Annotated in this window: 20 protein-coding genes; 10 read left to right on the top strand and 10 right to left on the bottom strand. The window is 32.4% G+C overall.

All coding sequences use genetic code 11. From position 1 onward, the window contains the following. Positions 1–3: 3 nt before the first annotated feature. Positions 4–852 (bottom strand): pantoate--beta-alanine ligase, encoded by an 849-nt coding sequence (gene panC, locus B2741_RS11790; protein WP_291139100.1) that lies wholly within the window; start codon positions 850–852, stop codon positions 4–6. Positions 853–959: 107 nt separating this feature from the next. Here panC and B2741_RS11785 point away from each other — a divergent pair, with 107 nt between their 5' ends. From B2741_RS11785 to B2741_RS11765, 5 genes are all read left to right on the top strand, one after another. Then, positions 960–1,766, top strand: coding sequence for a glycogen/starch synthase (locus tag B2741_RS11785; RefSeq protein ID WP_291139097.1), 807 nt, complete (start codon positions 960–962; stop codon positions 1,764–1,766). Positions 1,767–1,782: 16 nt separating this feature from the next. Further along, the gene (locus tag B2741_RS11780) at positions 1,783–3,495 is read left to right on the top strand and encodes a DUF4270 domain-containing protein (protein WP_291139094.1); all 1,713 of its coding nucleotides are present in this window, start codon (positions 1,783–1,785) and stop codon (positions 3,493–3,495) included. A 3-nt stretch (positions 3,496–3,498) separates the two neighbouring features. Continuing rightward, positions 3,499–5,346 carry a glutamine--fructose-6-phosphate transaminase (isomerizing) gene (glmS, locus tag B2741_RS11775; protein WP_291139091.1) on the top strand — a complete coding sequence of 616 codons (1,848 nt, stop codon included), beginning with the start codon at positions 3,499–3,501 and terminating at the stop codon, positions 5,344–5,346. 152 nt (positions 5,347–5,498) lie between these two features. Beyond that, positions 5,499–7,010, top strand: coding sequence for a F0F1 ATP synthase subunit beta (atpD, locus tag B2741_RS11770; protein WP_133608716.1), 1,512 nt, complete (start codon positions 5,499–5,501; stop codon positions 7,008–7,010). Between the two features lie 47 nt (positions 7,011–7,057). Then, a complete protein-coding gene (locus B2741_RS11765; RefSeq protein ID WP_026725933.1) occupies positions 7,058–7,339 on the top strand; it encodes a F0F1 ATP synthase subunit epsilon in 282 nt (93 codons plus the stop codon). A 52-nt stretch (positions 7,340–7,391) separates the two neighbouring features. Here the strand turns inward: B2741_RS11765 and B2741_RS11760 are convergent, their stop codons facing one another. Then, on the bottom strand, positions 7,392–8,891 hold the full coding sequence (locus B2741_RS11760; protein ID WP_291139086.1) for a PLP-dependent aminotransferase family protein: 1,500 nt from the start codon (positions 8,889–8,891) through the stop codon (positions 7,392–7,394). A gap of 68 nt (positions 8,892–8,959) precedes the next feature. Between B2741_RS11760 and B2741_RS11755 the strand changes: the two genes are divergently transcribed. Next, positions 8,960–10,783 (top strand): TonB-dependent receptor plug domain-containing protein, encoded by a 1,824-nt coding sequence (locus B2741_RS11755; protein WP_291139083.1) that lies wholly within the window; start codon positions 8,960–8,962, stop codon positions 10,781–10,783. A 139-nt stretch (positions 10,784–10,922) separates the two neighbouring features. On the opposite strand, the gene B2741_RS11750 is transcribed toward B2741_RS11755, so the two are convergent. The 3 genes from B2741_RS11750 to aspS all read right to left on the bottom strand — a co-directional run bounded on the left by B2741_RS11750 (position 10,923) and on the right by aspS (position 13,185). After that, the gene (locus B2741_RS11750; protein ID WP_008255794.1) at positions 10,923–11,123 is read right to left on the bottom strand and encodes a cold-shock protein; all 201 of its coding nucleotides are present in this window, start codon (positions 11,121–11,123) and stop codon (positions 10,923–10,925) included. An 83-nt stretch (positions 11,124–11,206) separates the two neighbouring features. Further along, on the bottom strand, positions 11,207–11,437 hold the full coding sequence (locus B2741_RS11745) for a hypothetical protein (RefSeq protein WP_291139080.1): 231 nt from the start codon (positions 11,435–11,437) through the stop codon (positions 11,207–11,209). 2 nt (positions 11,438–11,439) lie between these two features. Beyond that, positions 11,440–13,185, bottom strand: coding sequence for an aspartate--tRNA ligase (aspS, locus tag B2741_RS11740; protein WP_291139077.1), 1,746 nt, complete (start codon positions 13,183–13,185; stop codon positions 11,440–11,442). A 91-nt stretch (positions 13,186–13,276) separates the two neighbouring features. Here aspS and B2741_RS11735 point away from each other — a divergent pair, with 91 nt between their 5' ends. Both B2741_RS11735 and B2741_RS11730 read left to right on the top strand, forming a co-directional pair. After that, positions 13,277–14,284 carry a TlpA family protein disulfide reductase gene (locus B2741_RS11735; protein WP_291139074.1) on the top strand — a complete coding sequence of 336 codons (1,008 nt, stop codon included), beginning with the start codon at positions 13,277–13,279 and terminating at the stop codon, positions 14,282–14,284. A 164-nt stretch (positions 14,285–14,448) separates the two neighbouring features. Then, a complete protein-coding gene (locus B2741_RS11730; protein ID WP_291139071.1) occupies positions 14,449–14,793 on the top strand; it encodes a toxin-antitoxin system YwqK family antitoxin in 345 nt (114 codons plus the stop codon). 51 nt (positions 14,794–14,844) lie between these two features. On the opposite strand, the gene B2741_RS11725 is transcribed toward B2741_RS11730, so the two are convergent. The 4 genes from B2741_RS11725 to B2741_RS11710 are packed head-to-tail and all read right to left on the bottom strand — an operon-like array spanning position 14,845 to position 21,044. Next, positions 14,845–18,021 (bottom strand): efflux RND transporter permease subunit, encoded by a 3,177-nt coding sequence (locus tag B2741_RS11725; protein WP_291139069.1) that lies wholly within the window; start codon positions 18,019–18,021, stop codon positions 14,845–14,847. Positions 18,022–18,030: 9 nt separating this feature from the next. Beyond that, the gene (locus B2741_RS11720) at positions 18,031–19,098 is read right to left on the bottom strand and encodes an efflux RND transporter periplasmic adaptor subunit (protein WP_291139066.1); all 1,068 of its coding nucleotides are present in this window, start codon (positions 19,096–19,098) and stop codon (positions 18,031–18,033) included. 5 nt (positions 19,099–19,103) lie between these two features. Then, positions 19,104–20,444 (bottom strand): TolC family protein, encoded by a 1,341-nt coding sequence (locus B2741_RS11715; protein WP_291139063.1) that lies wholly within the window; start codon positions 20,442–20,444, stop codon positions 19,104–19,106. Positions 20,445–20,447: 3 nt separating this feature from the next. After that, the gene (locus B2741_RS11710; RefSeq protein ID WP_291139060.1) at positions 20,448–21,044 is read right to left on the bottom strand and encodes a TetR/AcrR family transcriptional regulator; all 597 of its coding nucleotides are present in this window, start codon (positions 21,042–21,044) and stop codon (positions 20,448–20,450) included. Positions 21,045–21,205: 161 nt separating this feature from the next. On the opposite strand from B2741_RS11710, the gene B2741_RS11705 reads away from it, so the two are divergent. After that, a complete protein-coding gene (locus B2741_RS11705) occupies positions 21,206–22,180 on the top strand; it encodes a polyprenyl synthetase family protein (RefSeq protein WP_291139057.1) in 975 nt (324 codons plus the stop codon). Positions 22,181–22,267: 87 nt separating this feature from the next. Beyond that, a complete protein-coding gene (locus tag B2741_RS11700; RefSeq protein ID WP_291139054.1) occupies positions 22,268–22,618 on the top strand; it encodes a hypothetical protein in 351 nt (116 codons plus the stop codon). Here the strand turns inward: B2741_RS11700 and B2741_RS11695 are convergent. Then, positions 22,615–23,160 carry a hypothetical protein gene (locus tag B2741_RS11695; RefSeq protein WP_291139051.1) on the bottom strand — a complete coding sequence of 182 codons (546 nt, stop codon included), beginning with the start codon at positions 23,158–23,160 and terminating at the stop codon, positions 22,615–22,617. The genes B2741_RS11700 and B2741_RS11695 overlap by 4 nt on opposite strands. Positions 23,161–23,207 lie beyond the last annotated feature (47 nt).

The raw sequence follows: 23,207 nt of genomic DNA, 5'->3' as shown, positions 1-23,207 counted from the left end.
TAATTAATTTAGTGAAATATTATCAATTAATCTGATTTTCTCAATGAAAATGGCGATAAATCCGCGATATTTTTTGTCAGATTCTTTTTCAGAAACAGGTAAAAGCGTTGCTTCATCGGCGATTTCAAAATATTCCAATTCAAATTCAGGATATTTTTTGAATTCTTTTTCTACAAATTTTATCGTTTCTTCGGCTGAATTTGTTTGAAAAATTTCTTTTGCAGAATTTAGTATTTGATAAATAATAGCTGCTTTTTCTCTTGCAGATTCTGAAAGGCGTTCATTTCTTGAACTCATGGCTAATCCGTTTGCTTCTCTGTGAATTGGGCAACCAATAACGTCAACCGGAATCTTGTATTTTGAAACTAATTTCTTTACAATTTGGAGTTGTTGAAAATCTTTTTCTCCAAAATACGATTTATTTGGTTGAACAATTTCGAAAAGACGTTTTACAATAGTTCCCACTCCGTCAAAATGTCCTGGGCGGTGTTTGCCTTCCATTTGATTTTCTAAACCATCGTAATTAAAACTTTCAGAAATAGTATTGCCTTCGTAAATATCGGCCACTTCAGGTGCATAAACAATGATGTTGTTGCTTAAATCTTGCATGATTTGCACATCGCGTTCCAATGTTCTAGGATATTTGTCTAAATCTTCGGCGTTGTTAAACTGGGTAGGATTCACAAAAATACTCATTACTGTTACATCGTTTTCAGAAAGCGATTTTTTTAGTAACGATAAGTGTCCTTGATGCAATGCTCCCATTGTAGGAACAAATCCAATGGATTTATTTTGTTTGATTAATGGGCTTAAAAAAGCACTTAAATCGGACTTTTTATTAAAAATGAGCATTTTCTACTTTGTTATTTCAGGTGCAAACTTACTATTTTAGTGGATAAATCCATAAAATTTTGTAATTTTGCAAGGTTTTTTAAAACAATAATTAACTAGAATACATTATGGAAGACAAGAGGATATTGTATGTATCATCTGAAGTGGTGCCTTATTTAGCGGAAAACGAAGTGTCGTTACAATCGTATGAAATGCCAAAAATGATTAATGATTTGGGCGGACAAATACGAATTTTTATGCCTAGATATGGTAATATTAATGAGAGAAGACATCAATTGCATGAAGTTATCCGTTTATCAGGAATGAATTTGGTGGTGAATGATATGGATATGCCTCTAATTATTAAAGTAGCTTCGATTCCTAAAGAGCGAATTCAAGTTTATTTTATTGATAACGACGAATATTTCAAAAGAAAAGCAACTTTTTCAGATGAAGAAGGTGTTTTATATCCAGATAATGACGAAAGAGCTATTTTCTTTGCAAAAGGAGTAGTTGAAACGGTTAAGAAATTAAATTGGGTTCCTGATGTAATTCATGTTCATGGTTGGATGGCGGCTATGTTACCAGTTTACTTAAAACATTATTATAAAGATGAAGGTATTTTTGCAGAGACAAAAATCATTTCTTCGGTTTATGAGCAAGGTTTTGAAGGTGAATTAGACAAAGAATTTATCAACAAAGTATTGTTTGATAACATCAGTAATGAAGCGGTTTCGGATTTAGCATCTCCAACTTATGAAAACATGATGAAGGTTTCTATTATGCATTCCGATGCAGTAGTAGCAGGCTCTGAGGTCTTGTCTCCAACTTTAACAAAATTTATAGAAAGTTCAAACAAACCTTTTTTACCTTTCGCCTCTAAAGACACAATTAAAGAAGTGTATACTTCGTTTATCAAAAATCACGTATTATAAAAAGGGTTCTACTATTATGAAAAAAAGTTTTTTAAAAATATTCTCTCTATTATTTCTATTTGTTCTACTAATTTCATGCGATAAGGATTTTAATTCCTTAGATTCAGATGTAATCGGCGATGATCATTTTGATTTAGAATTATATGATGATGCTTCACTTGTAGCTTATTCAAAAGCAACAGGAGTAGTACAGACTAATAATTTACCTTTAAATGCTTTAGGAGTTTATAAAAATGATTTTTTTGGAACTACAAAAGCCCATTTTGTTACACAAGTAGAATTAGGTTCAGAAAACCCTTCTTTTGGTTATAACCCAGTAATTGATTCAGTTTATTTATACGTTCCTTATTTTAGCGAACTTAAATCAACTGAAACAAGTGGAGAACGTGTCTATCAATTAGATTCTATTTATGGAAATGCTGAAATAGGGAAGTTTAGATTAAAAGTTTTAGAAAATGGTTATTATTTAAGAGATTTTGATCCAGCGGATAATTTACAAACTTCTCAAAAATATTTCAATGATGATAAAGCAACAAAAATAGATCCATTCAAAGGTTCCGAGCTTTTGAATAATAGTTCTAATATTGCTCAAAATGATGAGTTTTATTTTAGTAAAAAAGAACTTTATATTTATAAAACAAATGGTGCTGGATTATATGTAGATAGTAATGGAGCTGTTTTGTCAGATCAAAACAATGTGACTTTGAGAGTTATTAAAGAGAGAAAAACACCAGGAATGTGGTTGGATTTAAAAAACAGTTTCTTTCAACAAAAAATTTTAGATGCCACTTCATCTGGAAATCTATTTAATAATAATTTTTTCAAAAACTATTTTAGAGGCCTTTTGTTTGAAGTAGAGGAAATTAATCCTGATCAAGGGGCTTTAGCAATTTTAGATTTTTCTAAAGCAGAATTTAAAATCATTTACAAATCATCTGTTGAACCAACAGTTGAAAATCCAAATCCAGCAAGAACGAGAAAAGAATTTTCGCTTAAAATGGGTTATAATTCTTCTACAACTTTAAGAAACAACAGTATTAATTTACTAGAATACAATAATTCAACCGAGTATGATGCTGGAGTAGTTGGTTCTAATGAAGTTTTAGGTAGCGATAGATTATATATTAAAGGAGGAAATGGTTCTGTTGCATTTATTGATTTGTTTACTCCAACAGAACTTGAAACTTTAAGAAATAATATTGCAACACAAAATTGGTTAATTAACGATGCAAAGCTTACTTTTTATATTGATAAATCTAAAATGTTAAACGAGGATCATGAGCCAGAAAGGATTTATATTTATGATGCAACCAATAATATGGTTATTGCAGATTATACTTTTGATTCTTCTTCAGGGTTTAATCCAAAGAACAATAAGTTGGTTTTTGGTGGTATTATCGAAAGAGAAACAGAAGATCCTAAAAAAGGTATAAAATATACTATAAGATTAACGGAGCACATAAAAAGAATTTTGAAAGCAGATAGTAATGGTGATTATCAAGACAATGTCAAAATTGGTGTTTCTGTAACTGAGTCGATAAATCTGGTTTCAAGCGCAAAACTTAAAGCTCCAATTTCTGCTAATGGTGTACAAATTAGTGATATTCCTTTAGCATCAATCTTAAATCCATTAGGAACTGTTTTGTTTGGAAATGTTGTTACAGATCCTGCTGATGAAGATAAAAAACTTAAATTAAGTATTTATTTCACTAAACCTAATAACGAATAGTATATGTGTGGAATTGTAGGTTATATCGGTCATAGAGATGCGTATCCTGTAATCATTAAAGGATTGCATAGATTAGAATATAGAGGTTACGATAGTGCTGGTATTGTTTTGTATGACGGAAAAGATTTAAAATTATCAAAAACCAAAGGAAAAGTTTCTGATTTAGAAGCAAAAGCAGAAAGCGAAAAAACAACTATTGGTAAAATAGGTATGGGACACACACGTTGGGCAACTCATGGAGTTCCTAATGATGTAAACTCTCATCCGCATTTTTCTAATTCTGGAAAGTTAGTGATAATTCACAATGGAATCATCGAAAATTATGAACCATTAAAACAAGAATTAATCAAAAGAGGTTACACATTCAAGTCTGATACAGATACGGAAGTGTTAATCAATTTGATTGAAGAAGTTAAGAAAAAAGAAAACTGTAAACTTGGTAAAGCGGTTCAAATTGCATTAAATCAAGTTATTGGTGCTTATGCTATTGCGGTAATTGATGTTGAAAAACCAGATGAAATTATCGTTGCACGTTTAGGTAGTCCATTAGCAATTGGAATTGGTGAAGACGAGTTTTTCATCGCATCAGATGCTACTCCATTTATCGAATATACTTCAAATGCTATTTATTTAGAAGATGAAGAAATGGCAATTGTGCGATTACACAAACCATTAAAAGTTAGAAAAATTAAAGATGATTCATTGGTTGATCCTTACATTCAAGAACTTCAATTAAACTTGGAGCAAATTGAAAAAGGGGGTTATGATCATTTCATGATGAAAGAAATCTACGAACAACCAAGCGTAATCAAAGACACATACAGAGGAAGACTTTTAGCGAACAAAGGAATTATCCAAATGTCAGGTGTTGAAGATAATTTAGAAAAATTCTTAAACGCAAAACGAATCCTTATTGTAGCTTGTGGAACTTCATGGCACGCAGGATTAGTTGCAGAATATATTATCGAAGAATTTTCAAGAATTCCGGTAGAAGTAGAATACGCATCAGAATTCAGATATAGAAATCCAATCATTAATAAAGACGATGTTGTTATTGCAATTTCACAATCAGGTGAAACGGCAGATACGTTAGCAGCAATCAAATTAGCTAAAGAAAACGGAGCTTTTGTATTCGGAGTTTGTAATGTGGTAGGTTCATCAATTTCTCGCGAAACGCATGCAGGTGCTTACACGCATGCAGGACCAGAAATCGGAGTAGCTTCAACTAAGGCATTTACAACGCAAATTACAATTCTTACACTAATTGCACTTCGTTTGGCAAAAGCAAAAGGAACAATGAATAATTCGGATTACCAACGTTATTTGTTGGAATTGGAATTAATGCCAGAAAAAGTTCAAGAAGCATTATTGACTAATGATGTTGCAAAACAAATTGCCGAAATATACAAAGATGCAACCAATTGTTTATACTTAGGAAGAGGTTATAACTTCCCAGTAGCATTAGAAGGTGCATTAAAACTAAAAGAAATTTCATATATCCACGCAGAAGGATATCCAGCAGCAGAAATGAAGCACGGGCCAATTGCGTTGATTGACGAACATATGCCAGTAATTGTAATTGCTCCAAATAAAGGACATTATGATAAAGTGGTAAGTAATATTCAAGAAATAAAATCAAGAAGCGGTAAAATTATTGCTGTAGTTACTAAAGGAGATACGCAAGTTAAAGCTTTGGCAGATCACGTAATTGAAATCCCAGAAACAAACGAACCATTTACACCATTATTAACTACAATTCCGTTACAATTATTATCGTATCATATTGCTGTTTTAAGAGGTTGTAATGTGGATCAACCTAGGAATTTAGCAAAATCCGTTACCGTAGAATAACATTTTAAAAGCGAAATTGGAAAATTTCGCTTTTTTATTGCAAAAAATTCAAAAAATAAATTGCAAAATTGTTTTAGAAAAAACTATCTTTGCACTCGGAAAAATACATCATTTTTTCAACATTAATTAGCTATTAAATAAATACATAAGCAATGTCTAGAATCACAGGAAAAGTTGCACAAATTATCGGGCCAGTTGTTGACGTCGTTTTTAATGACTCAAATAACGAATTACCTAAAATTTATGATTCATTAGAAATCACTAAAAAAGATGGTACTTTATTAGTACTTGAAGTTCAATCTCACATTGGTGAAAACACTGTTCGTACCATTTCTATGGACTCTACAGACGGTTTAGCAAGAGGTGTTGAAGTAGTTGCTACTGGTGCACCAATTCAAATGCCAATTGGAGCGGACGTTTTTGGTCGTTTATTTAATGTAATTGGTGATGCAATTGACGGTTTAGGAGATTTACCTAAAGCAGGTGCAAACGGTTTGCCAATCCACAGAACAGCTCCAAAATTTGAAGACTTATCAACTTCTTCTGAAGTTTTATTTACAGGAATCAAAGTAATCGACCTTATTGAGCCTTATGCAAAAGGAGGAAAAATTGGATTATTTGGTGGTGCCGGAGTAGGTAAAACGGTATTGATTCAGGAGTTGATTAACAATATTGCAAAAGGTCACGGTGGACTTTCTGTATTCGCAGGAGTAGGTGAAAGAACACGTGAAGGAAATGACTTACTTCGTGAGATGTTAGAGTCAGGAATTATTAAATATGGTGACGATTTCATGCACTCTATGGAAAATGGAGGATGGGATTTGTCTAAAGTAGATATGCCAGGAATGAGAGAGTCTAAAGCTACTTTCGTTTTCGGACAAATGAATGAGCCACCTGGAGCTCGTGCTCGTGTAGCACTTTCAGGATTATCTATCGCTGAATATTTCCGTGATGGAGCTGGATCTGACCAAGGTAAAGATGTATTATTCTTCGTTGATAATATCTTCCGTTTTACACAAGCAGGTTCTGAAGTATCGGCTTTATTAGGTCGTATGCCATCTGCAGTAGGGTACCAACCTACATTAGCAACTGAAATGGGTGCGATGCAAGAGCGTATTACTTCAACTAAAAAAGGATCTATTACATCTGTACAAGCGGTTTACGTACCTGCGGATGACTTAACTGACCCTGCACCAGCAACAACGTTTGCTCACTTAGATGCAACAACAGTATTGTCTCGTAAAATTGCTGAGTTAGGTATTTATCCAGCGGTAGATCCATTAGATTCTACTTCTCGTATCTTAACTCCAGAAATCTTAGGTGCTGAACATTATGACTGTGCTCAAAGAGTAAAAGAGATTCTTCAAAAATACAAACAATTACAAGATATCATTGCCATCTTAGGTATGGAAGAGTTATCTGAAGAAGATAAATTATCAGTATCTCGTGCACGTCGTGTCCAACGTTTCTTATCTCAACCTTTCCACGTAGCGGAGCAATTTACTGGTATTCCAGGAGTATTGGTTGATATCAAAGAAACTATCAAAGGATTTAACATGATTATGGATGGTGAATTAGATCACTTACCAGAAGCAGCGTTCAACCTTAAAGGTACTATCGAAGAAGCTATCGAAGCTGGACAAAAAATGTTAGCAGAAGCATAATTTTTAATAGCTTAAAGCCTAAAGCTTAAAGCCTAAAGCATAAAAAAATGATTTTAGAAATAGTATCACCAGAAGCTACATTGTTTAAAGGAGAAGTTACTTCGGTAGCAGTTCCTGGAATTAACGGTGAGTTTCAAATGCTAAATAATCACGCACCTATTGTTTCATTATTGGCAAAAGGGAATGTGAAAATCAATGCTCAAAACATCAAAATTGAAAAAGAATTCGTTTCTAAATTCAATAAAGTAAATGAGCAAACGTATTGGTTACCTATTAATTCTGGTACCATCGAAATGAATGAAAACAAGATTATTGTTTTAGCCGACTAAGACAATAGATTTATAGTAAAAAAGTCCCGCAATTTGCGGGACTTTTTTTATTTTATGACTTTGTCATTGAATTGTATGCGAGGTTTAATTTACTTACCACAATTTCAATTTCTTCTTCATTCAAATGCCCAAATCCAAAACGAATAGCACAAGTGTTTTTATCTTGATAAAGAATGGTCTTCGGTAGAAATACATCTAATTTACTCACTTCTTCAGCAAGTTGAATCAATGATATGGAAGGAAGAAATTCAATCCAAATTGCTAATCCTCCTGATGTTTTTTTAAGTTGGATAGTTTCTTTAAAATTACGCTTGAAACATTCGTAAGTATAATCTCGTCTTTGTTTATAAATTATCGAATTTTTTTTCAGTAAACGATGAATTTCACCTTCATAAATTAATTCCGAAAGCACTTGTTCTTGAATTAAATCGCCTTGTTTATCTAACATTTGAAGATAGTTTTTTGCTTCCGAAATCAAATTTTCAGGAGCCACCACAAATCCAGTTTGAAAACTAGGAAACAACGATTGCCCTAACTTTCCAAGATAAATTACCATTCCGTTTCCGTCTGAACTTGCCATGGGTAACATAGCGGAACCTTCGAGTTGAAAATCGTAATCAAAATCATCTTCAATTATGGCAAATTGATACTTCTTGGCAAGTTGTAAAAGTTGTAATCTTCGTTCGGCAGACAAAGTATTTGTTGTCGGATAATCGCGATTGGAACACACATAAATACATCTAATTTTGCCTTTTGTAAAATGTTTTTCAATGTAATTGATATCTAACCCATTTTCGTCAACTGGAATCGTTTTAATGTTGGCTCCAGCTTCTTGAAAAATCATATTGGCATTATAGTTACTCAAATTACCAACCAAAACCACGTCTTTTTTGCGAATTAAAAGCTGTGAGATGATGTATAAACTCATTTCGGTACTTCTTGTACTGATTAAGTTTGTAGGTTTGATATGAAATCCTCTTGTCGCATTTAAAAAGTTGCATAATTGATTTTCGAATGTAGAATAGCTGTTTTTCGATGTATTGTTCCATTTTGAAATCAATGATTTTCGTTTCATTGATGTGCCGTACCATTTTGAAAATTCATGAATAGGGTGTAATCTTAAATCGGGTTGACCATCGTTTAAAATGTATTTTGCTTCCGAAAATTCTTCAGTTGAAGCTAAGTGAAAGGATGTTTGAAAAGGAAACCCCGTAGTTTTAGGATAGCTATAGGCATCATTTATTTTATTAGAACGTGCTTTTATAGAAGCCGTTTTTGGTTTTGGAATCAAGATAAAAGTGCCTTTGTTTGGAATTATTTCAACCCAACCTTGCGAAGCTAATTCGTCATAAACTGCAACTGCAGTATTTCTATGAATATTAAGTAATTGGCTGAAAATTCGAGTTCCAGGCAAAGCCATTCCTTCTTTTAGATAACCTCTTTGAATCGCATTTATAATTTGCTGTGAAATTTGAATATATACGGAAGTAGCATTTGATTTATCAAAGTGAATAAGTTCTTTCAACAACAGAGTTACCGGACTATCTTTCATTTTAAAACTGGACTATTTTAATCGTCCGGAAAGTTACGACTTTTGCACCGTTTTAAAATAAACTTCAAATGAAAAATAAATACTTTTTATCTGCCTTGCTTTTAAGTACTTTACTTGGAAATGCACAAGAAACAGAATTAAAAACCGATTCTCTTAAAGAAGTTGTAGTTACTTCTTCTCGAATTGATTTACCTTTTAAAGAAAACTCAAGAACTATTCAAATTGTTACCGCAGCAGATATTAAAAAATTAGGTGTTACCAATGTTGCTGATGCTTTACAACAATTAGCAGGAATTGATGTAAGACGCCAAGGTGTAAACGGAATGCAAGCCGATTTATACATTAGAGGTGGTGGTTTTGATCAAACATTATTGCTTATTGACGGTATTAAAGTTGATGATCCACAAACTGGACATCATACTTTAAATTTAGCGTTACCAATTGAAGTGATTAAAAGAATTGAAGTAATTAAAGGACCTGCCGCACGTATTTTTGGACAAAATGCTTTTACGGGAGCTGTTAACATTGTAACCAAAGATGTTGAAGAAAACTCTTTAATTGCTAAAGTGCAAGGAGGTTCTTTCGGTCAATTTATTGCTGAAGCAACAGGTACAGTTAGTTTAAAAGAAAGTAGTCATATTGTACATTTTTCTAAAAATTTCTCAGAAGGTTATCGCCATAATACTGATTTTGACAATACCAATTATGTATTGAAAAGTCAATTCAACAAAAATAAATTACCAATTAATTTACTTACTACTTATTCAGAGAGAAAATTTGGCGCAAATGGTTTTTATGGAATTCCATCGGCTACTGAACAATATGAAGAAACACAAGCGAGTTTAGTTGGATTTTCAACGGTTATTAAAAATGGAAATTTCACTTGGAAACCAAGAGTATATTGGAGAAGAAATCAAGACGAATATCACTACATAAGAAGTAATCCTTCTATTTATAGAAATTTACATATTACCAATAAGTTTGCTGCTGAATTAAATGGTTCTTATGAATCAAAAGTTGGAATCACTGGTTTTGGTGTTGAAATGGCTAAATATTACATATCAAGTAATAGGTTGGGCGATAATTCAAGAGAAATGGCTTCTGTGTTTTTAGAACATCGTTTTCAGTTTTTGGACAATAAATTTGATATAACACCAGGAGTTGCAGTATCTTATTTTTCTGATTTTGATAGCAAAGCATTTCCGGGATTAGACTTAGGTTATCAAATTTCTTCCGATTTTAGAGTGTATGGAAACATTGGATATACTTACAGAGTTCCAACATATACTGATTTGTATTACATAGGACCACAAGCTATTGGGAATGAAAATTTACAACCTGAAGAAGCACTTTCAGAAGAAATAGGAATCAAATGGTTAACGTCAAAATTTGACTTTACGTTTGCAGCATTTAACAGAGATTCAAATGATTTGATTGATTATGTAAGACCAACAGAGGCGGCTGTTGTTTATACACCTCAAAACATACAAGATGTAAACACAAAAGGTTTTGAAGCACAAGTAGAATATCGTTTTGCATTAAATACTTTGCCACAAAAAATCAAAATGGGTTACACGTTTATCGAAGATGATGTTAAGCAAAGTAGTGCTGCTTATTCAAGATATTCTATAAACTCAATGAAACATCAATTCGTTGGGAATTATGCAATGGAATGGTTCAAAAATTTCAGCAATTCAATTGGATATAGATACGTAGAGAGAACCTCAGGAGTTAGTTACAACATTTGGGATGTAAGTGCTTCATATCAATTAAAAGCATTGGAATTTTCAGTATATGCTAATAATATTTTTGATACAGAATATGTAGAAGCAGGAATGGTTCCTATGCCAAAAGGGAATGTTTTATTTGGAATGAAATATTTGTTTAAATAGAAGGTTAGTTAACAAGAAAAAAGGACTACATTTTTGTAGTCCTTTTTTTATTGAAATATTTTATTCACGTAATTGCATAAAAAAAGCCCCGATTTAATCGGGACTTTGTTCTTTCTAGGTAATCAAAAAATAATATATATTAGTCTTCGATAACTACTACTTGAGCAGCTACTTTACCTTTTCTTCCTTCTTCTTCTTCGTAGCTAACTGCATCACCTTCATTAAGAGATTCAACTCTCATTCCGCTTGCGTGTACGAAAATGTCTTTTCCTGTTTCATCATCTGTAATAAAACCGTAACCTTTTGATTCATTGAAGAATTTAACTTTGCCTGTGCGCATTTTTGTAATATAAAAAAATTAATAATAGTCAAAGATATACTTATTTCTGACACGAACAAGAAAAAGTTAAAAATATTTCAAAATTACTGATTATCAGCATCTTCTTTTTTCTTTGAACTTAAGTTTAGCATTCTTTCTCTGGTTTCTTTGTTTTTAAATCTCGAATATAAAAACAAAGGCATTAACACAAAAGCCGCTAAAAGAACTCCAATTCCAATCCATTTATCGCCATTGAAACCGTTGTTTTTTTGAAAATATCCAAAAGAAATAAGGCAAGCAATGATTGCGACAAGAGCAATTAGAATCTTTTTCATTTTTATCTTAGTTTAATATGTAATTCTTGTAATTGTGCTTCATCAATTGTTGAAGGAGCATCAATCATTACATCTCTTCCTGAGTTGTTTTTAGGGAAAGCAATAAAATCTCGAATCGTTTCTTGTCCGCCTAAAATAGAAACCAATCTATCCAATCCAAAAGCTAAACCACCGTGTGGTGGCGCTCCAAATTCAAACGCATTCATTAAAAATCCGAATTGAGCTTGAGCTTGTTCTTTGCTGAATCCTAATAAATCAAACATTCTACTTTGTAATTCTCTGTCATGAATACGAATAGAACCTCCGCCAATTTCGTTTCCGTTTAATACCATGTCATAAGCATTAGCACGAACTTTTCCTGGTTCAGTTTCAATTAATGCCATGTCTTCTGGTTTTGGAGAAGTAAACGGATGGTGCATTGCGTGGTATCTTCCGCTTTCTTCATCCCATTCTAATAAAGGGAAATCTACAACCCATAATGGCGCAAATTCGTCTGATTTTCTCAAACCTAAACGCGTTGCAACTTCCATACGAAGTGCCGATAATTGTGTTCTTGTCTTATCTGCCTTTCCTGATAATACTAAAATTAAATCGCCTGGTTTTGCGTTAGTAATTTCTGCCCATTTTTTCAAATCTTCTTGATCGTAGAATTTATCTACAGATGATTTGAAAGTTCCATCTTCTTCACATTTTACATAAACCATTCCTAATGCTCCAACTTGAGGGCGTTTTACCCAATCAATTAAAGCATCAATTTCTTTTCTGGTATAATTTGCACAACCTGGCGCAGCTATTCCGACTACTAATTCAGCTGAATTGAATACTGGGAAATCTTTATGTTGAGCTACAGCATTTAACTCTCCAAATTTCATTTCAAAACGAATATCTGGTTTGTCATTACCGTAGGTTTTCATGGCGTAATCGTAAGTAATTCTTGGGAATTTATCTACTTCAATTCCTTTGATTTCTTTTAGTAAATGACGTGTTAAGCCTTCGAACATATCTAAAATATCTTCCTGCTCTACGAATGCCATTTCACAGTCGATTTGTGTAAATTCTGGTTGACGGTCAGCACGTAAATCTTCGTCACGGAAACATTTCACAATTTGGAAATATTTATCCATTCCACCTACCATCAATAATTGTTTAAACGTTTGTGGTGATTGAGGAAGTGCGTAAAATTGACCTTCATTCATTCTACTTGGTACTACGAAATCACGCGCACCTTCTGGAGTAGATTTAATTAAATATGGTGTTTCTACATCACAAAAACCTTGGTCAGAAAGATATTTTCTAACTTCCATTGATACTTTATGACGGAACAATAAGTTGTTTTTAACCGGATTTCTTCTGATATCTAAGTAACGATATTTCATACGAATATCTTCGCCACCATCGGTTTCATCTTCGATAGTAAATGGAGGCAATTGTGCTTCGTTTAAAATAGTTAATTCGGTAACTAAGATTTCAACGTCACCAGTTGCCATATTTGGGTTTTTAGAAACGCGCTCAATAACAGTTCCTTTAATTTGAATAACAAACTCTCTTCCTAAAGATTTTGCCTTTTCAATAACGGCTTTGTCGGTTCTTTGTTCATCAAAGATTAATTGCGTGATACCATAACGGTCACGTAAATCAACCCAAATCATAAATCCTTTATCTCTCGATTTTTGAACCCAACCTGCAAGGGTAACTTCTGTATTGATGTGTGAAGCGTTTAATTCGCCACAGTTATGACTTCTGTACATTTCTTGAAATTTTTTGCAAATGTAGTAACAAATATTAATTTTATTCGTTTAATTTTAATAGATTTGAATCAATAAATAACACTTTTAAAACATGAAAAAAGCATTCTTTTTGTTTTTTGTAGCAATTCTTTCTGGATTTGCTCAAAATACTACTAATACGGTTTCTTTAAACGTCAAAATCGCCAATAGATTTTCGGACACGATTACTATTTCTTCGGGAAGATCTTTTAAACAAAAAGTTGGGATTAATAAAAAAGGAGAATTTCAAACCACTTTTGAAGCTTCAAAAGATGGAGGATTGTATCGTTTGAACGATGGTAATGAAGGAACTACTATGTTTTTGAAAAATGGTTACGATTTAAAGTTAACATTAGATACTAAAGATTTTGATGAAACTATTGTTTACAAAGGAAATGGTGCTAATGAAAACAACTATCTAGCTAAAAAAGCATTGTCTGATGAAAAGTTTGAGATGGAGCTAGAAGCTTTATTTGATGCTGACGAAGCTACTTTTAAAGATGCATTAGCTAAAAAGAAAGCGAATGATATTAGCATGATTGATGGAAAAAGCTTGGATGAAACTTTAGTAAAAATGTTACGCCCTTCATTTGATCAAGAAGAAAAATTCTTGTTAGATTATTATAATCAAAAAGTGGCGGCTAAGAAAATGGAAGGCATTGTTTCTCCATCATTTGATTACGAAAATCACAAAGGAGGAAAAACCAAGTTAGAAGATTTAAAAGGAAAATATGTATATATTGATGTTTGGGCTACTTGGTGTGGACCTTGTTTGGCTGAGATTCCTCATTTAAAGAAAGTAGAAGCAAAATATCACGGAAAGAATATCGAGTTTGTGAGTATTTCTGTTGATACAGAAAAGGATTATGAGAAATGGAAAAAAATGGTAGTTTCTAAAGAATTGGGAGGAATTCAATTGTTTGCAGACAAAAACTGGACTTCAGATTTTATCAAAGCTTTTGGAATTAATTCAATTCCAAGATTTATTTTAATAGGACCTGATGGTAAAGTAATAAAAGCAGATGCTGCCCGTCCTTCATCTGCATCTTTAACGGAATTATTAGATGATTTAGTGAAGTAATTATAACGATTTTTTATATCTTATTTAAAGCCAATACATTACGTATTGGCTTTTTCAATGTTAAGTTTTTATCTAATGTTACCAAATTGTTAAGCAAAAGTTTTTTTATTGTAAAATAAATTTTATATTTGTTACTGTAATGTTAACCTAAAAAAGAAAAGAGTATGAAAAAAGTAGTTATTGCAGTAGTTTTATTGGTTTCGAGTTTGTCATTTGCACAAGAAGTAAAACCAAAATTTGAAGTGGTTGACCAAATGGTAAAAGCAACATATTATTATGATAACGGACAAGTAAAACAAGAAGGGTATTACTTAGACGGAAAATTACATGGAAAATGGATGGCTTATAACGAAGATGGTTCTAAACAATCTATTGGAGAATATAATAAAGGTGCTAAAACCGGAAAATGGTTTTTTTGGAGTGATGCTTCATTAAGCGAAGTTGATTTTTCTGAAAGCAGAATTGCTGAAGTAAAAAAATGGTCAAAAGACGTATTAGTTAAAAACTAATTCTATTTTAAGTATAAAAAAAGTCCCGATTTAATCGGGACTTTTTTGTTTTTATAAAGTGTGTTTTGGGTTAAAACCATCTTCACTTAATTCTTTGTGTTCATAATCGGCAACCATTTCAGCTTCATAGTCTGTTTTTTCTCCTTTAGAGAATTTAGCGATTATTTTTTCCATGATTTCATAGATTACAGGAACCACAATTAAGGTTAAGAATAACGATGAAATTAATCCACCAATAATTACCCAAGCTAAACCGTTTTTCCATTCTGCCCCAGCACCAGAAGCTAATGCAATTGGGAACATACCAAATACCATTGCAATCGTAGTCATTAAAATTGGACGTAACCTTGCATGATTTGCTTGAATTAATGCGGTTCTAATACTTTCTCCTGCTTTACGTCTTTGATTCGTATAATCCACCAACATAATCGCATTTTTACACACCAGACCAATTAGCATGATGATACCCAGAATGGTGAAAATATTCAAAGTATTGTTAGTTAAAGCTAAAGCTAACATGGCTCCAATAAATGAAAGCGGAATCGCAAACAATACTACAAATGGATGCACAAAACTGTCGTATAACGAAACCATTACAAGGTAAACCAAGATAATTGCGGCTAATAAAGCAATTCCAAGTGTTCCAAAACCTTCAGATTGATTTTCCATATCACCACCCCAAATATAATCTACACCTGTAGGTTTTTCTAATTTATCAATTTTTTCTTGCCATTGCGATACAATAGTTCCCGAAGCAACTCCCACATTTTGACCTTTTACAGTTACCGATGCTGATTTGTCTCTTCTTTCTAATTCACTTGGACCTGAACTTTCAGTTACTGTTGCAAATTGTATTAATTTGATTTGTTCGCCTCTATCGTTAATGAAAATTAAGTTACTTACATCGGCAATACTTTTTCTGTCGAATGCATTATATTTAATGTTGATGTCGTATTCGTATTCTCCAGCTCTAAATTTACCATCAGTATTTCCGCTAAATGCAGTTTGCATGGTCATACCTACAGTTTGTAAACTTAAACCAAGCGCAGCCATTTTATCTCTGTCAACTTGAACGTTTACTTCTGGATTTCCATCTTCTACCGATAATTCAATTTCTGTTGCTCCAGGAATCGTGCGTAATTCTTTTTCAGCTGCTTTAGCAAATGCCATAGCTGTTTCAACATTTGGACCTGTAACGATTAAACCTAAAGTAGCATCTTCAGCAGTTCCTAAAATACCTACTGGAACTGTTTTAACTTTTGCTCCAACTAAGATTTTTTCTAGTTTACGTTTTGTTTTGGCAGCATATACGTTTGCAGGTTCATCACGTTTGTCTAAACCAACCATTTTTACGTTAATCTCCGATTTATAAGCGGTTGCTTGAGATGCTCCTAAACCTTCACTAGTTTGACCAATAGTAGTAATTTGACTGTGAACATATTCTTCTTTCTTCAGGAAAGCTTCTGCTTTTTGCGTCATGAAATTGGTTTGTTCTAACGAAGCGTCTTTTGGCATTTCAATTTGAACTAAAAATTCACCACTGTCAGAAGCTGCGAAGAATTCACCACCAATAAATCCACCACCCATTAATCCTATTGTTGAAGCAATAAATAAAGTGAAAACAACAATGAATGTTTTAATATAATGGTCTAAACACCAAGTCAACAATCCTGAAACCCAGTCCGTAAAACGAGTTAAATAGCTTTCAAATCCAAGGATAATTCTTCCAAAAAAGGTCTTACCAGTAATGTGTTCTAATTTTCCATATCTAGAAGATAACCAAGGAATAATAGTAAACGAAGCCACTAACGACAATAAAGTAGAGATAATAACAGTTACACAGAATTGCGTAATAATGTTAGAAACTAATCCAGTACTCATTGCAATTGGTAAAAATACTACCACAATTACTAAGGTAATCGATACAACGGTTCCACCAATTTCAGCAGTTCCATCATAAGCAGCACGAACTTTGTTTTTACCCATTTCCATGTGGCGATAAATGTTTTCCAATACCACAATGGCATCATCCACCAAGATACCAACTACTAATGATAATCCTAATAAACTCATTAAGTTTAAAGTATATCCCATTAAGTAAATTCCAATGAAAGTTGCAATTAACGAAGCAGGAATCGAAACCATTACAATTAATGAGTTTCTAACACTGTGTAAGAAAAACAACATTACTAATGCCACTAATATAACGGCAATAAGTAAATCGTGAACCACTGCATCAGCTGCTTCTAATGTGAAAATAGTACTGTCTTTTGCAATTTCTAATTGTAAACCTTTCGATTTATAATCGTTTTCTAATTTGTTGATGGTTTTTACCAATTCTTCACTTACCGCTACAGCATTTGCATCGGATTGTTTTACAATTTGTAAAAGAATAGCACTTTTTTGATCTACACGAGCAACTTTTTCAGCAATTTTTTGCGTGTCTTGAACATCTGCAATATCACCTAAACGAACTTGAATTCCGTTTCTTGATGACACAATTAAGTTTCTTAATTCTTCAACATTTTTATATTTTCCGGCTAAACGAATTAATATTTTTTGGTCACGCGTTTGAATGTTTCCTGTAGGGAAATCCAAATTTGATGATAAAATATTTTGTTGCACTTGCGGAATTGAAAGTCCGTAACCTTGCATTTTTACAGCATCAAGATTTACTTGAATTTCTCTCTCTTGTCCACCAATAATGTTTACTTGCGCAACACCTTGAACACGAGATAAAATCGGAGCTAATTTTTTATCAATTAAGTCGTAAAAAGCAACTTCGTCCATTTTTCCGTTGGCACCAATCGTCATAATTGGTAAATCACTCAAGGAGAATTTAGTTAACGAAGGCGTTTCTGCATCATCTGGTAAATCACTAATAATGGCGTTAATTTTACGTTGCGCATCGTTCATCGAAACATTTACATCAGCATTTGAAGTTAATGTGATGGATACGGTTGATAAACTTTCGTACGATTTTGCATCAATTTTTTTGATGTTTTCTAAAGAAGCTACAGCATCTTCAATTTTTTTTGTTACTGTATTTTCAATTTCACTTGGCGATGCACCAGGATAAATTGTGGCAATTGTGATTACGTTAGTTTCAAATTTAGGAATCAATTCGTAGCCTAAATTGCTATAACTGAACAGTCCACCAAGTGTTAGAATTGTAAACAATACAATTACTAACGACGGGCGTTTTATCGATATTTCTGCTAATTTCATATGTCTTTATTATTTAATAACTTCAACAGCGTTTCCGTCTTGTAAGTTGATTTGCCCGGTTACAATTACAATTTCTCCATTAGATAATCCCTCTAAGATTTCTACTTTGTCTCCTAAAATTCTACCTGCTGTTACTTTTTTAAGTTTAGCTGTTCCGTTTTCAATCACAAAAATTTCATTACTGCTAACACTTCCAACAAATGCATTTCTTGGTACAATTTTCAAAGTTTGTTTTTGTTGGTTTGAAGCAAATTTTGCTGTTCCATACATACCTGCTTTTAAATCGTTTGAAGTATTGTTTGTAATTTCAATTTCAACTGGAAAGTTTAAACTTGCATCTGCTTTTGGAGCAATAAAAGTAATTTTTCCAGTAAATTCTTTGTCAGGATACACATTTGAACCTATTTTAATTACGCTTCCTACTTTTAAGCTCGCCACTTGACTTTCATTAACCGTAACTTTTAATTTTAATTTAGATACGTTTACAATTTCGAACAATTCTGTTGGAGGCATTCCAGATAAAATAGATCCTGGTTCAATGAATTTTTTATTGATAAAACCATTAATTGGTGCCTTAATTCTGGTATCACCTACGTTGATGTTAGCTTGCGTTAAATTTGTTTTAGCATTTACCATTGCTAATCTTGCTTGGTCTAATTGTTGTTTTGTTACACCACCTGTTTTAAAAGCATTTTCAAATCTTGTGTAATCTGCAACAGCATTTTGATACACGGCATTTGCGTTTTGCGCATTTACGTTTATAACATCGCTTCTTACAATAGCAAGTGTTTGTCCTGCTTTTACATAATCTCCTTCTTTTACTAAAACTTGAGTTACTTTTCCAGACTTTTCAGCAGCAAATTTTAATTCTTGAATTGGTTCAAAATTTCCGTTTGATACGAAATCTAAAGAAACTTCTTCAGTTTTTACAGTGTCAACTTTTACTGAAACCGACGCATTTTTTTCTGCAACAATTGCTGTTTTAGCTTCGTTCTCAGTTTTGTTTTTTGATAATATAAATCCGATTAAACCTAATGAGGCTAAAATGATTACTATGGTTATAATTGTCTTTTTCATTTTAATTATTTATTGGTTAGTGTTTTTAGTTCGCCTTTTGATTTTATAAATTGAATTTCTGCTAATTTGTATTCTAAAATAGCATTGGTATAATTGTTTTGTGCTTCAACCATTGCATTTTCAGCATCTAATAAATCGGTTAATGCAGCTAATCCTTGCGTGTAATTGTTATTCGTATTGTTAAACACTTCTTGAGCAAGTTGAGCGTTTTCTTTTTGATTGTTGATGGTTATCAAACTGTTTTCAAGCTGTTTTTTTGCATTATCAAAAGCTAAATCTAATGCTAATTTTGTATCATCAAGATCAACTTTTAAAGAATTCAAAGCATTATTTGCTTGTCTTACTTTTGCTCTTGTTCCAAATCCTGCAAAAAGTGGCACTCTTAAATTTAAACCAATTGAGGCATAATCAGACCAATAAACACCATCTGCTGGTTTTGCAAAAAGAGGCATTTCTGATCCTTGACCAATATAATTATAACTTCCGCTTAATGAAAGTGTTGGATAATATGCTGCTTGAGCTGCCTTTTTTTGGTACGTTAATAATTGCTCTTGTTTTTTTAGTAACAAATATTCTGTTCTTCCAGTTACATCGGCTGATGAAGTTAAATCTTGTGGAGTTACTTCAAATGCTGTTTTAGGAATAATTATTTTATTTTCCATCGGCATTCCCATGTAAAATTTTAAAGCATTTTCTTGAAGCGAAATCGCATTTAAAATTTGTTGGCGTTGCGAATTGATATTATTTACTCGAACCGTGATTCTATCTAAATCAATTTTTTTAGCCAAACCATTATCAAATTGTCCTTTAATTATGTCTTTTACTTTGTTTGTGTTTTTCAAGTTATTATCAACGACGATAAGTTTTTGTTGTTGCACATATACTTGATAATACGCATTTGCAACACGTTCAATTACTTGTTCTTCGGTTAATTGCGCGTTTATTTGATAAAATTCTCTTGTAGATTTAGCTGCTTTTAATCCTGTAAATACGGATTGATCAAACAAAGCTTGATTTAAAGAAACACCAGCTCCAGAATTCCATTTTTGCCCAAAGGCAGCTTGAATAGTTGTTCCTGGAGCACCAAAATTATCTCCATCTATTACCGTTGTTTGTAAAATAGGATTATAATTCAAACTTCCATTAGCCGAAATTTGCGGTAAAGCTCTAGAGCGAACTTCTTGAATTTTATATTCACTATTTTCGACTTCTAATTTTGCTTTTTTAGCTTCTGCTTTGTTTTCAAGCGCAAAAGTGATAGCGTCTTTTAATGTTAGTGGTGCCACTTCTTGCGCACTTACTGACAGTGTAAAAGTTAATAATGTTATGAGGATCGTTTTCTTCATTGTTTATATAATTGGGTTTTTAAGGTGTTTTTCTAATTCAATAATTCCAGCTAATGTAGCCATGGCTCTAATATGATATTCTAATGCTTTAACTTCTAATTCATGAGCATCGTTTTCTAGCATAGTGTTTTCGTTAATATTGAAAATTAAGGTGTAATAAAATTTTACATAATTATCAATGTCTAAATTTTCTCTATATAAACCCTCATTAATACCTTTGATGATGTTTTGTCTAAAACAATCTTCACAAATGCTTACTTGCTGGGTTAGTACTTTGTCATAAATCTCCGGATAGTGTTTTTTTAATTGATAAATTGGAGAAGATTCTGCGGCCTTGAACATCTCTCTAAACATTCTTTTGATTTCAAAATTTTCTTCAATTGCGTTAAAGTTTTTAGATACAATTTTGTCTATCGTTTCATGAACTTCTTTGTGAACTAATTCAACACTTTCTTCAATCAGTACATCTTTGTTGCTGAAATACTTGTAAATCGTTTTTTTTGAAATACACATTTCACAAGCAATATCATCCATAGTTATGCTTTTGAAACCAAGTCTCAAAAACATTTCTTTAGCCTTATTTATAATTTTATCTTTCATTTTTACAGTAAAATCTCTTTTTTGGATTTTATTTTCGGGTACAAATGTATAACGGAAACTTTTAACACCAAAATAGTTTCCTGTGTTTTTGCATAAATTTAACATTTGATTAATTCGTGTCGTTTCATAATATTGGAGTATTTTAGCAAAAAATTCAAATAATGCATTCTATATCGTACTATCAAGAAAAAATGAGTAATCATTTTTCACAAATTGTTGCTAACAAAGAGCCTAAAAATTTATACGAACCTATCGAGTATATTTTATCGCTTGGCGGAAAAAGAATGCGACCAGTTTTGACTTTAATGGCAAGCGAAGTTTTTAATGTAGATTGCGAAAAAGCCATTCCAGCAGCAACTGCGGTTGAGGTATTTCATAATTTTTCATTAATTCACGATGATATTATGGATGATGCGCCATTGAGAAGGGGCAATCAAACCGTTCATGAAAAGTGGGATTTGAATACTGGAATTTTATCGGGTGATGCGATGCTGATTTTAGCGTATCAATTTTTTGAAAATTATGAACCAGCAACTTTTCAAAAATTAGCCAAATTATTCAGTAAAACAGCTTTAGAAGTTTGTGAAGGACAACAATATGATGTCGATTTCGAAATGCGCGATGATGTTACCGTTCCTGAATATTTAAAAATGATTGAATATAAAACAGCGGTTTTAGTTGGTGCTGCTATGAAAATGGGAGCAATTGTAGCCAAAACTACTGAGGGAAATGCCGATTTGATTTATGATTTCGGACTGAATTTAGGAATTGCGTTTCAATTACAAGACGATTATTTAGATGCTTTCGGTAATCCAGAAACCTTCGGAAAACAAGTGGGTGGAGACATTATCGAAAACAAAAAAACCTATTTATACTTAAAAGCAATTGAGTTTTCTAAAGCAGAAGAAAAGCAACAATTATTGCATTTGTTTTCGATTCAACCTTCAGAAAACACAGATAAAATAGAATCAGTAAAAGCTATTTTTAATGCTTCAGGAGCAAGTGAAGCTACAAAAAAAGCGATTCAAGACTATACTTTCAGAGCATTTGAAACCTTAGAAAAAATGGATATTGAAAATGAAAAGAAAGCCGTTTTAAAAGCTTTTGGTGAGAATTTAATGGGAAGAAACGTGTAATCAAGAGCAATGACAATATCAAGTTCAAAATTCAATTTTAAAACTTGTAATTGAACTTGACTTTTGAACTTGTAATTGAACTTGAATATGTATAATCCACCAGCAAATATTGATGCCTTAATTTCGCAAGCCGAAGAAGAACATTTGTACTTCAAGCTTATTGAGCAAGTAAATAAAGATTTTGCTTTGGCGAATGAATCTATTGATGTTCCAACAAGTATTTTTCCGTTTGAATTTAAGAATTTGATACAAGAAAAAATCTACAAACTCATTCAATACAAATTTGCTGAATACTTGAATTTGCTTTATATCATAGATGTTCCAGAAGATCAAATCAAAAAGTTAGATGGTTCTGATTTGGTTGAATTATCGGAGCAAGTTGCTTTTTTAGTGTTAAAACGCGAGTGGCAAAAGGTTTGGTTTCGTAACAAGTATTAAAAAAATATTCTCACAAAAGGCATAAAAGCTTCTGCGTAAATATTATCTCTGTCTTTGTGCAAAACATTGTATCTAATTCCAAAAGTTATATTATCATTTCGATATCCTGCACCAACAAACAAAGCGGTATTCCAAAAATCTTGAGAATCGTTTTCAAATGAATCATTAAAAGTTCTGTTGACTCTCAATTGTTCTAATTCGGTTGAAATTTGTAATTCTTCGATTGGATTAAATAAAGCAACTACGCTTCCTCCATACATATTCGCTTTGTATAAATCACGTTGTTTTACATAATTATATTGTACGCCTAAACCCGCTGACACGTATTGATTAAAGTTGTAAATAGCGCTTGGCGCAACCATAATATCAGCATAGCCATTGCCAACTCCTAAGCCTAATCCACCACCAAATTGTACATGGTTCCAAAAATCACTTTTTGTTTTCATTTCGGTGTTTTCTTGTGCAGAAATTTCAGAATTAAAACCAAATAAAAACACAATAGTTAGTAAAAGTGTTAAATTTATTACGGAATTCTTTTTCATAAATCAGTTTTGAAAAAATTAATGTTATAAAAGTATAAAAATCCTTG

Source organism: Flavobacterium sp. UBA7663 (genome assembly GCF_002483315.1).
In the GTDB taxonomy this organism is placed as follows: domain Bacteria; phylum Bacteroidota; class Bacteroidia; order Flavobacteriales; family Flavobacteriaceae; genus Flavobacterium.
Note: the sequence above shows the minus strand (reverse complement) of the source record. Positions and strands in the feature narration are given on the sequence as shown.

Coding starts and splice junctions, on each gene's coding strand:
- atpD (WP_133608716.1), top strand. CDS start 5,499: ATGTCTAGAATCACAGGAAAAGTTGCACAAATTATCGGGCCAGTTGTT.
- B2741_RS11720 (WP_291139066.1), bottom strand. CDS start 19,098: ATGAAAAAGACAATTATAACCATAGTAATCATTTTAGCCTCATTAGGT.
- B2741_RS11725 (WP_291139069.1), bottom strand. CDS start 18,021: ATGAAATTAGCAGAAATATCGATAAAACGCCCGTCGTTAGTAATTGTA.
- glmS (WP_291139091.1), top strand. CDS start 3,499: ATGTGTGGAATTGTAGGTTATATCGGTCATAGAGATGCGTATCCTGTA.
- B2741_RS11730 (WP_291139071.1), top strand. CDS start 14,449: ATGAAAAAAGTAGTTATTGCAGTAGTTTTATTGGTTTCGAGTTTGTCA.
- B2741_RS11700 (WP_291139054.1), top strand. CDS start 22,268: ATGTATAATCCACCAGCAAATATTGATGCCTTAATTTCGCAAGCCGAA.
- B2741_RS11745 (WP_291139080.1), bottom strand. CDS start 11,437: ATGAAAAAGATTCTAATTGCTCTTGTCGCAATCATTGCTTGCCTTATT.
- B2741_RS11765 (WP_026725933.1), top strand. CDS start 7,058: ATGATTTTAGAAATAGTATCACCAGAAGCTACATTGTTTAAAGGAGAA.
- B2741_RS11695 (WP_291139051.1), bottom strand. CDS start 23,160: ATGAAAAAGAATTCCGTAATAAATTTAACACTTTTACTAACTATTGTG.
- panC (WP_291139100.1), bottom strand. CDS start 852: ATGCTCATTTTTAATAAAAAGTCCGATTTAAGTGCTTTTTTAAGCCCA.
- B2741_RS11735 (WP_291139074.1), top strand. CDS start 13,277: ATGAAAAAAGCATTCTTTTTGTTTTTTGTAGCAATTCTTTCTGGATTT.
- B2741_RS11785 (WP_291139097.1), top strand. CDS start 960: ATGGAAGACAAGAGGATATTGTATGTATCATCTGAAGTGGTGCCTTAT.
- B2741_RS11780 (WP_291139094.1), top strand. CDS start 1,783: ATGAAAAAAAGTTTTTTAAAAATATTCTCTCTATTATTTCTATTTGTT.
- aspS (WP_291139077.1), bottom strand. CDS start 13,185: ATGTACAGAAGTCATAACTGTGGCGAATTAAACGCTTCACACATCAAT.
- B2741_RS11760 (WP_291139086.1), bottom strand. CDS start 8,891: ATGAAAGATAGTCCGGTAACTCTGTTGTTGAAAGAACTTATTCACTTT.
- B2741_RS11750 (WP_008255794.1), bottom strand. CDS start 11,123: ATGCGCACAGGCAAAGTTAAATTCTTCAATGAATCAAAAGGTTACGGT.
- B2741_RS11710 (WP_291139060.1), bottom strand. CDS start 21,044: ATGAAAGATAAAATTATAAATAAGGCTAAAGAAATGTTTTTGAGACTT.
- B2741_RS11755 (WP_291139083.1), top strand. CDS start 8,960: ATGAAAAATAAATACTTTTTATCTGCCTTGCTTTTAAGTACTTTACTT.
- B2741_RS11705 (WP_291139057.1), top strand. CDS start 21,206: ATGCATTCTATATCGTACTATCAAGAAAAAATGAGTAATCATTTTTCA.
- B2741_RS11715 (WP_291139063.1), bottom strand. CDS start 20,444: ATGAAGAAAACGATCCTCATAACATTATTAACTTTTACACTGTCAGTA.